Source organism: Streptomyces sparsus (genome assembly GCF_054776295.1).
On the sequence record NZ_BAAHCA010000109.1, the window covers coordinates 1 to 9,274 of the forward strand.

A 9,274-nucleotide genomic window follows, 5' to 3' on the forward strand; every position below is an offset into this window, starting at 1 on the left:
CCCGCCCCGTCCGCGCCCTCCGCCCAGGACGCGCCACCCGCCCACGACGCGCCGCGCGTCGCGGTCCGCGGGGAGGCGCTGCTGGAGGCCGATCCGGAGATCGCCCGGATCGGCGTCACCGTCAACGCCCGCGGCGCGGACCGGCGTCAGGCGCTGTCGGACCTCACCCGGCGCAACGGCGAGGTGCTGGAACTCCTGCGGGGCTACGGGGAGGCGGTGGAGTCCACCGAGACCGGTTCCTTCACCCTCACGCCCGAACTCGGCAAGCACGGCAGGGGCGAGCGGGTCCGTGCGTACGCGGGCCGGGTGCACATCAGCGCGGTGCTCAACGACTTCACCGCCCTGGGGGAGGTCAGTACACGTCTCGCCGAGCTCGAACTGACCCGGGTCGACGGTCCGTGGTGGTCGTTGCGGCCCGATTCCCCCGTGCACCGGCGTGCCCGTCAGCAAGCCGTGCGGGAAGCCGTCACCCGCGCTCGTGAATACGCGCAGGTGCTCGGCGCGGAACTCGTCTCCCTGATCGACCTGGCCGATCTCGGCGCGGAGGGGGCCTTCCACCCGCCGATGCCCGGCATGGTGGGCGCGGCACCGCGGGGCTTCGGCGGTGCGGCGCCGGAGGCCGCGGCCCCCGCGTTGGACCTCGAACCCCGTCGCCAGACGGTGCAGGCGCAGGTCAACGCCCGTTTCACGATGACCGCACCGCGGCTGTGAGGTGCCGCCGGGACACCGGCCCGGCGGTGGGGCTGCTCCGCGTCCCCGATGAGTGCTTTCCGCTCATGCGAGCGGCACTCCGCGCATATTCAAGAGTTGTCAAAACGCCTTCACCGTTCGGACCTTCGTGAGCCACTTGCCGATGGTTCTCTACCCGTCGGTAAGTCATAGGCTCGGGATATGCGCCGAGCAAAAATCGTCTGCACACTGGGACCGGCCACCGATTCGTACGAGCAGATCAAGACGCTTGTCGAAGCCGGAATGGACGTAGCCCGCCTCAACCTCAGCCACGGCAGCCACGCCGAGCACGAGGAGCGTTACCACCGGGTCAGGCGGGCCTGCGAGGAGACCGGCCGCAGTGTCGGTGTGCTCGCCGACCTTCAAGGCCCGAAGATCCGCCTCGGCCGCTTCCGCGAAGGCCCGGTACTCCTTGAATCCGGCGACGAGTTCACCATCACCGTCGAGGAGGTCGAAGGTGACCAGGACGGCTGCGGCACCACCCACTCCGGCCTGGCCGGTGACGTCCGGGCCGGTGAGCCCATCCTGGTGGACGACGGCCGGGTCACGCTGGAGGTGACGTCCGTCGACGGCCCGCGGGTCCGCACCCGGGTGGTGGAGGGCGGCATGGTCTCCGACCACAAGGGACTGAACCTGCCCGGCGTGGCCGTGTCCGTCCCGGCCATGTCGAAGAAGGACACCGAGGACCTCCGCTGGGCCCTGCGGATGGGTGTGGACGTCATCGCGCTGTCCTTCGTCCGCAGCGGCGACGACATCCTCGAGGTGCACCGGGTGATGCGCGAGGAGGACGTGTTCCGCCCGGTGATCGCCAAGATCGAGAAGCCGCAGGCGGTCGACAACCTGCTGGGCATCGTCGACGCCTTCGACGGGCTGATGGTGGCGCGCGGTGATCTCGGCGTGGAGATGCCACTGGAGACGGTGCCCATCGTGCAGAAGCGTGCGGTGAAGCTGGCGAAGCGGAACGCAAAGCCGGTGATCGTCGCCACCCAGATGCTCGACTCCATGATCGACAACTCCCGTCCCACCCGGGCCGAGGCGTCCGACGTGGCCAACGCCGTCATGGACGGTACGGACGCGGTGATGCTGTCCGGCGAGACCAGCGTCGGCAAGTACCCGGTCGAGACGGTCCGCACCATGAGCCGGATCGTCGCCGCCGCGGAGGAGGACATGCTGGCAGGCGGGCTGCCGCCGCTCACCCCCAGCAGCAAGCCCCGGACCCAGGGCGGTGCGGTGGCCCGGGCCGCCGCGGAGATGGGCGACTTCCTCGGCGCGCGCTTCCTGGTGGCCTTCACCCAGAGCGGTGACACCGCACGGCGGCTCTCCCGCTACCGGTCACCGATCCCGGTGCTCGCGTTCACACCCGACCCCGCGACCTGGGCGCAGCTCAACCTCACCTGGGGCGTGGAGGCCTTTCTCGGGCCGACGGTGCAGACCACCGACGAGATGGTCGACCAGGTGGACGAGCTGCTGCTGAAGGTGGGCCGCTGCGACCGGGGTGACCTCGTCGTCATCATCGCGGGCTCGCCGCCCGGCGTGCCCGGCACGTCCAACCTGGTGCGGGTGCACCACATCGGTGAGGACGACGCCCCGAAGCCGCACCACACGCCCCTGCCCTGAGCCGCCGTTGCGGCGCCCCGGGCCCGTTGCGGTGCCCGGGGCCGATGCGATGGCCCGGGCGATCGGGCGCGCGTTGCGCCGGGTGGTACGCGGAAGTGGCTGAGCCGGGGAGTGCACACCCGGCGGACGCGTTCGGGGCGGGTGACGCGCCAGCCGTGAGGGGGAGGGGCAGCCCGCGGGGCGAGTCGAAGAAGTGGAGTGCCGGGTGCGGGATTCGAACCCGCATGCCCTTTCGGGCCGATGCTTTTGAGGCATCTGCGTATGCCATTCCGCCAACCCGGCGACAGCCCCCGGGAAGTGTACCGGGTAACGTCCACCGCTCGGTACTGGGTAGGCTCGTGCTGCCCCACCTGCCCGAAAACGAGGAGCCCAGTGAGCACCGCTGACGTCCCCGAGCCCGAGCCCGCGGTCGGTACCGCAGAGGGTGCCGTCCACCTCGAGGGTGTCGAGGGTGCCCATGACCACGTGCCGCCGGTGACGACGCGTGTGGTGATCGCGGAGGACGAGGCGCTGATCCGGCTCGACCTCAAGGAGATGCTCGAGGAAGAGGGCTACTCCGTCGTCGGGGAGGCCGGCGACGGTCGGGCCGCCGTGGAACTCGCCCGCGAGCACCGCCCGGACCTGGTGATCCTGGACGTCAAGATGCCCGTCCTGGACGGCATCTCGGCCGCCGAGCAGATCGCCGCGGACAACATCGCGCCGGTGCTGATGCTCACCGCCTTCTCGCAGCGCGAGCTGGTGGAGCGGGCCCGCGACGCCGGCGCCATGGCCTACCTGGTGAAGCCGTTCAGCAAGAGCGACGTGGTGCCGGCCATCGAGATGGCGGTGTCCCGCTTCACCGAGCTCAAGCAGCTGGAGAAGGAGGTCTCCGACCTCACGCAGCGGCTGGAGACCCGCAAGCTGGTGGACCGGGCCAAGTCGGTGCTGCAGACGCAGTACGGGCTGACCGAGCCGGCCGCGTTCCGCTGGATCCAGAAGACGTCGATGGACCGGCGGCTGTCGATGCAGCAGGTCGCCGAGGCGGTCATCGAGGACGCCGAGGAGAAGAAGCAGAAGTAGGACGGCGGCGACGGCCGGCTCCCGGGGACGCCGGGTGGCCGGCCGTCGTGCGTGCCGGCGGAGCCGGGCACGGCGGGCCGAACGGTCCCAAGTGCTGAAGGGGCCGGCTGAGTCGGGGGCGCCGCGATCGTGGACCGCGCCGGGCGGCGACACTTCGGCGAAAGCGTGTGCCTTATGCAGCTATCCGCATTCGGCCTTGCCCGGATTGGTCTCCGGATCAATGGATCTTCCCAATTTGTTCGCTCAGCGGTAAGGACCGTCCTGTTTCCGGCGCATGGCAGAGGTCACAGGGCGATCACATCTGGACCGTATCCCTAGGTGGGCTGTGGTTTGAGCAATAGATTCCGGTCCAGCCGTACGTACGTGCGGCTTGCGACGTCGACACTCCGGCGCTCGCCACATTCTGGGCCGGATCCAGGGGGTTCCACAGTGCTCAACAAGACCATCGTGAGGCTGGCCGTTCCGTTTGCCGTAGGGGCCTTGGTGCTCACCGGCTGCGGCAGTGACAGCGGCGACGGCGACGGCGACACGTACAAGATCGCCTTCCAGGGCCCGCTCTCCGGTGAGAACGTCCAGCTGGGCGAGAATATGGAGAACGGCATCAAGCTGGCCATCGACGAGGCGAACGCCTCCGGTGACTACGATTTCACGATCGAATATGTTCCGGCTGATGACCAGGGCCAGCCCGACAAGGCGACGGCCGCCGCGCAGAAGGCGATCGACGCCGAAGTGATCGCCGTCATCGGCCCCGCGTTCTCCGGCCCTGCCGACACCGCTGCGGAATATTACGCGGATGCCGGAATCCCGGCTGTTTCCTCCTCCGCCACTCGTCCGGACCTCACCACCAAGGGCTACGAGACCTTCTTCCGCGCGGTGCCGAACGACTCGGCCCAGGGCGCCGGAATGGCCAAGTACCTGAAGGACAACACCGACGCCAAGAAGGTCGTCGTCGTCGACGACAAGACCGACTACGGCGTGGGCCTCGCGGACGTGGCCGAGAAGGCCCTGAAGGACGCCGGCATCGAGGCGATCCGCCAGAGCGCCCCGCAGAAGACCCCGGACTACAGTGCCGCCGCCAAGAAGGTCGCGAACACCAAGGCCGACGGCATGATCTACGCGGGTTACTACGAGGACGCGGGCCCCTTCGCCAAGAAGCTGGACGAGGAGGGCTTCGACGGCGTCAAGGTCTCCGGTGACGGCTCGAACGACATGCAGTTCGTGAAGCTCGCGGGCGACTCGGCCAACGGTTGGAAGCTCACCTGCCCCTGCACCGACCCGACGCAGGAGGAGGCCACCAAGGCTTTCGCCGAGGACTACGAGAAGGAGTACAACCAGGCACCTGGTACCTACTCCGCCGAGTCCTACGACGTGGCGAAGATGATCATCTCGGAGATCGCCGGCCTGGAGGGCGACGTCAGCAACGAGGCGCTGCTGGAGTCCCTCAAGAAGGTGAAGTACCAGGGTCTGACCAAGGAGTTCTCCTTCGACGACAAGGGTGAGTTCACCAGCCAGACGATCTACCTGTACGAGGTCAAGGACAGCAAGATCGGCTACGTGGGCAACATCGACGAACTGACGGGTGAGTGACCGGCTGAAGCCGGACGTCCCCGCCGGCCGGTGCGGCTCCCGCCGCACCGGCCGGTGCATCACCGGCGGATGACGGGCTCCGCGCCCGCCGGGTTCCTCTCCCCATCGCCCTCCGGTGCCGAACGCACGGCGCGGTGGCATGCTCCCACAAGGAAGTCAGTTCGATGTCCCTCTACGAGTTCTGGGACTACCTGGTCCTAGGGGTGGTGCTCGGCTGTCTCTACGCCGTCATCGCCATCGGGTACACCCTCGTCTACGGTGTGCTGCAGCTCCTCAACTTCGCGCACAGCGAGGTCTTCATGTTCGGCGGCTTCGGGGGCCTCATCGTCCTCACCGCCTGGATACCCGCAGCCGAGCCGAGCGGCCTGCAGTCCGCCACCTACGTCGTGGTCGGCATGCTGGCCGGCGCGGCCTTCGGCGGAGCCGTGGCCTACGGCCTGGAGAAGGTCGCCTACCGCCCGCTCCGCAAACACAACGCGCCGCGGCTGGTCTTCCTGATCACCGCGATCGGCGCCTCCTTCTTCCTGTACAACCTCGCGGGCAAGCTGTTCGGCCGGAACTCCATCTCCATGCCGAAGATGTACGACAACGACACGGTCTTCACCGTCCTCGGGGCCTCCCTCAACGTCACCCAGCTGCTCATCGTCTGCTCGGCGGTGGCGATGATGATCGGCCTGGACTACGTGGTGAACCGCACCAAGCTCGGTTCCGGCATCCGTGCGGTGGCGCAGGACCCCGAGGTCGCCTCCCTGATGGGCGTCAACATCGACAAGGTCGTCTCGCGCACCTTCGTCATCGGCGGTCTGCTCGGCGGCGCGGCCGGATTCCTCTTCGGCGTCAACAACAAGATCAACTACACCATGGGCTTCCTGCCCGGCATCACCGCGTTCGCCGCCGCCGTGCTCGGTGGCATCGGCAACGTGCGCGGAGCGATGCTCGGCGGCATGGTGCTGGGCATCGTGGAGACGCTCACCGTCTTCGTCTGGGGCGACGACTGGCGTTACGTGGCCGGCTTCGCCGTGCTGGTGCTCGTGCTGATGTTCCGTCCGACCGGCCTGCTCGGCGAGCGTGTGGGGAGGACAGCATGAGCACCGACTCCACGCTGAGCAGCCGCAAGGCCGCACAGCTGCGTACCGTGCACTGGTACCACGAGCCCCGCTGGCGCCGGCTCGCGTCCATGGTGGCGCTCGCCGTGCTGATGACCCTGGTCACCGGCGAACAGGGCACCCACCGGGACCTGTTCTACGCGCTCAGCGAGAACCTCACCGGACCCGCGCTGTGGGTCTGGCTGGCGATCGGCGTCGCGGTCTGGGCGGGACGGGAGTTCCTCACCCCGCAGACCGCCCAGGCGTGGCGTCGCTCACGGGAGGTCGCGGGCGGGCCCGTCCAGGTCGTGCGCGGGCTGTGGCAGTCCGACCAGCGGGTGCGTTGGCTGGGTCTGCTCGTCCTGCTCGCCCTGGCGGCCTTCCTGCCGCTGGCCTTCGAGCGCTACTGGCAGACGGTCCTCGTCGACCAGATCGCGATCTACCTGCTGCTGGCGATCGGCCTCAACGTGGTCATCGGCTGGGCCGGCATGCTGGACCTCGGCTTCATCGCGTTCTTCGCGATCGGCGCCTACAGCGCGGCCTTCTGGACCGGCGCGCTGCCGGTGGCCCCGCCGGTGCAGCTCAACAACTTCCTGGTCATCCCGGTCGCGGTGATCACCTGCCTGGCGGCGGGTGTGCTGCTGGGAGCGCCGACCCTGCGGTTGCGCGGTGACTACCTGGCCATCGTCACCCTGGGCTTCCACGAGATCGTCTACCTGCTGGCGAAGAACCTCACCGGCTTCACCGGCGGCACCAGCGGCGTCAAGGTGGAGCGCTTCCACCTCGACCTCGGCTTCTGGGCCTACGAGTGGAAGCTCGACCCGATGCCGTACTACTGGCTGCTGCTGGTCATCCTGTCCGTGGTGGTGTTCTTCTTCCTGCGCCTGGAGCACTCGAAGGTGGGACGCGCCTGGACGGCGATCCGTGAGGACGAGGTTGCGGCCGCGTCGACCGGCGTCGACACGGTCAGGTACAAGCTGATGGCCTTCGCCATCGGCGCCTCGACGTCCGGCATCGCCGGTGTCGCCTACGCCAGCAAGACCGGGTACATCAACTCGGAGAACTTCATCGTGCTGTTCTCCATCCTGGTACTGGCCTACGTGATCTTCGGTGGCATGGGCTCGATCCCCGGCGTGCTCTTCGGCGCGGCCTTCCTGGTCTGGCTGCCGGAGTACCTGCGTGACTGGGTCGACCCCAAGGACCGCTACATGTACCTGGGCGCGCTGCTGGTGATCATGATGATCTACCGTCCGCAGGGTGTCCTTCCGTCCAAGCGCCGGTCGCGTGAGCTGAAGATGGCCGAGTCGGGCACGAGCGAGGCCGACGCGATGACCGGTCCGGCAGGAGGCAAGTCGTCATGACGACCGAGGTGAGCAAGGACGGCCGGCCCGCGGGCCGGCCCTCGGCCGACAGCGGTGACCTGGTTCTGGACACGGCCGGCGTGACCCTGCGGTTCGGCGGGGTGACCAGCCTGGACAACGTCGAGCTGCGCATGCGGCGCGGCGAGGTCCTGGCGGTCATCGGCCCCAACGGCGCCGGCAAGACGTCGCTGTTCAACTCCCTGACCGGCGCCTACACGCCGCAGGAGGGACGGATCACCTACCGTCCCGCCGGCGGCGGCGAGCACGAGCTGCGCGGTCGCAAGCCGCACCTGGTCAGCCGGCTCGGCGTGGCGCGCACGTTCCAGAACATCAGGCTCTTCGGAGCCCTGACGGCACTGGAGAACGTCAAGATCGCCGCCGAGACCCGGCTGCGCTCCGGCCCGATCTCGATCATGCTGGGGCTGCCGAACGCCCGGCGCGCGGAACGCGACAGCGACCGCAAGGCCCACGACGTGCTGAGCTTCGTCGGGCTGGTCGACAAGATCAACGAACTGGCGGGGTCGCTGAGTTACGGCGACCAGCGGCGGCTGGAGATCGCCCGGGCGCTGGCGACCGACCCCCAGGTGCTGCTCCTGGACGAGCCCGCGGCGGGGACCAACCCCACCGAGAAGCTCGAACTCGAGGAGCTGATCCGTCGGATCAACCGCGAACTGGGCGTGAGCGTGCTGCTGATCGAGCACGACATGCGCCTGGTGATGTCGGTGGCGGACCGGGTCATGGTGCTCAACTTCGGCAAGAAGATCGCCGAAGGGTCGCCGTCCCACGTCCAGCAGGACCGCGCGGTCGTCGAGGCCTACCTCGGCGCGGCGGCGGAGGAGGACACCACGGCGGTGCCCGAGGCGAAGCCGGCAGCAGGGACGCCCGCACGGGCCGCCGAGGCGGACACCGCGGGCGCGGACGGCAAGGGCACCGGCACGGACGGCCCGTCCGGCACGGACGGCACCGACGACACGTCGGGGGAGGAGCGGTCATGAGCGGCGGCACGGAGCTGACGAAGGAACCGGGCAGCGCCGCGCGGACGGGCGAACCCCTGCTCGAACTGCGCGACCTGAGGGTGTTCTACGGCGCGATCGAGGCGCTCAAGGGCATCAACCTCACGGTCCACCCCGGTGAGGTGGTCGCGCTGCTCGGCGCCAACGGCGCGGGCAAGTCGACCACCCTGCGGACCGCCTCCGGCATGATCCCGCTGCGTGAGGGCCAGATCCTGCTGCACGGCGAACGCATCGACGGCATCAAGTCGCACGACCTGGTGAAGTTCGGTGTGGGCCACGTCCCGGAGGGCCGCCGGGTGTTCGCCCGGATGACGGTCCGTGAGAACCTCCAGATGGGCGCCTACCGGTTCAAGACGCCGGACGCCGCCGAGATGGACCGGGTCTTCACCCTGTTCCCCCGGCTCGCCGAGCGCCGCAACCAGCTCGGCGGCACCCTGTCCGGCGGCGAGCAGCAGATGCTGGCCATCGGCCGCGCCCTCATGGGCAAGCCGGAGCTGCTGCTGCTGGACGAGCCCTCGATGGGCCTCGCCCCGCTGATCGTGGCGCAGATCTTCGAGATCCTCAAGGAGATCAACGAGCAGGGCACCACCGTTCTCCTGGTCGAGCAGAACGCCTCCCAGGCACTGCAACTCGCCGACCGGGGCTATGTGCTGGAGACGGGCGCCGTCGCGATGACCGACGAGGCGTCCGCACTGCTCGCCGACCCGCGGGTGCGTGCCGCGTACCTCGGCGAGGGCGCCGGCTAGCACGGCACCGTGCGGCGGGCGCGCCGCGCGGGATCCACCGCGTGACCGGACGTGCCGGTGCCGGGGAGACCACTCCC

General features: G+C 69.1%; 8 protein-coding genes and 1 tRNA gene. 8 read left to right on the forward strand and 1 reads right to left on the reverse strand.

The genetic code is table 11. The annotated features are described in order from the left end of the window. Together ACYVE9_RS08720 and pyk are read left to right on the forward strand one after the other, a co-directional pair. A partial coding sequence (locus tag ACYVE9_RS08720) for an SIMPL domain-containing protein (RefSeq protein WP_461027171.1) occupies nt 1-711 on the forward strand: 711 nt, incomplete at its 5' end. Nucleotides 712-891: 180 nt separating this feature from the next. Beyond that, nucleotides 892-2,346: a pyruvate kinase gene (pyk, locus tag ACYVE9_RS08725; protein ID WP_461027172.1), complete on the forward strand. Its 1,455-nt coding sequence runs from the start codon at nt 892-894 to the stop codon at nt 2,344-2,346. 199 nt (nt 2,347-2,545) lie between these two features. On the opposite strand, the gene ACYVE9_RS08730 is transcribed toward pyk, so the two are convergent. Then, a tRNA-Leu gene (locus ACYVE9_RS08730) sits at nt 2,546-2,628 on the reverse strand. Between the two features lie 90 nt (nt 2,629-2,718). On the opposite strand from ACYVE9_RS08730, the gene ACYVE9_RS08735 reads away from it, so the two are divergent. From ACYVE9_RS08735 to ACYVE9_RS08760, 6 genes are all read left to right on the forward strand, one after another. Then, entirely contained in the window at nt 2,719-3,405 is a 687-nt protein-coding gene (locus ACYVE9_RS08735; RefSeq protein ID WP_461027173.1) for an ANTAR domain-containing response regulator, read from the forward strand. Between the two features lie 483 nt (nt 3,406-3,888). Next, complete coding sequence (locus ACYVE9_RS08740; protein WP_461027178.1) at nt 3,889-4,992, forward strand: branched-chain amino acid ABC transporter substrate-binding protein; 1,104 nt, start codon at nt 3,889-3,891, stop codon at nt 4,990-4,992. Between the two features lie 164 nt (nt 4,993-5,156). Beyond that, a complete protein-coding gene (locus tag ACYVE9_RS08745; protein ID WP_461027174.1) occupies nt 5,157-6,080 on the forward strand; it encodes a branched-chain amino acid ABC transporter permease in 924 nt (307 codons plus the stop codon). Then, on the forward strand, nt 6,077-7,438 hold the full coding sequence (locus ACYVE9_RS08750; RefSeq protein ID WP_461027175.1) for a branched-chain amino acid ABC transporter permease: 1,362 nt from the start codon (nt 6,077-6,079) through the stop codon (nt 7,436-7,438). Before ACYVE9_RS08745 ends, ACYVE9_RS08750 begins: the two co-directional genes overlap by 4 nt. After that, a complete protein-coding gene (locus tag ACYVE9_RS08755) occupies nt 7,435-8,433 on the forward strand; it encodes an ABC transporter ATP-binding protein (RefSeq protein ID WP_461027176.1) in 999 nt (332 codons plus the stop codon). The genes ACYVE9_RS08750 and ACYVE9_RS08755 overlap by 4 nt, the downstream gene beginning before the upstream one ends. Then, nucleotides 8,430-9,197, forward strand: coding sequence for an ABC transporter ATP-binding protein (locus ACYVE9_RS08760; RefSeq protein ID WP_461027177.1), 768 nt, complete (start codon nt 8,430-8,432; stop codon nt 9,195-9,197). Before ACYVE9_RS08755 ends, ACYVE9_RS08760 begins: the two co-directional genes overlap by 4 nt. The last annotated feature ends 77 nt before the right edge of the window (nt 9,198-9,274 follow it).